Below are 365 nucleotides of genomic sequence, written 5' to 3' on the forward strand. Positions count from 1 at the left end.
ATTTTACACTGCGTCACTTTTGGATCTGCAAGAAACAACCCACGGATGTACACCCTATTATTTCCCGACATTACTTTTACTGAATCCAATTTCCCAGTGTAAGAGATCTCTCCCGTTTCAGTAAATTTTTTATAGTCGTCGGCCTTTGTACAGGCGAGGTAAGCGCCAGCCAACAGGATCATAAAAGCTAGTTTTATGGTTCTTATATTTATTTTTTGATTATTCATCTCTAAAATTCTGTTAAGTTATTGCCTCTATCTTGGGTCTCCATAAAGTTGAACTTCTGATACACTCATAAATGAGTTACCCTGCCAATTATTAATAGATTTTATGCGGATATACCTTACTTTTTTAAGGCCTACAGC

General features: G+C 36.4%; 2 protein-coding genes. Both read right to left on the reverse strand.

All coding sequences use genetic code 11. The annotated features are described in order from the left end of the window. On the reverse strand, nt 1-227 hold a 227-nt coding region (locus AC1DND_RS29680), incomplete at its 3' end, for a DUF4998 domain-containing protein (protein WP_477586655.1). Nucleotides 228-254: 27 nt separating this feature from the next. Then, on the reverse strand, nt 255-365 hold a 111-nt coding region (locus AC1DND_RS29685), incomplete at its 5' end, for a DUF5000 domain-containing lipoprotein (protein ID WP_477586657.1).

The sequence above is a fragment of the Pedobacter sp. 01N416 genome (assembly GCF_056399685.1).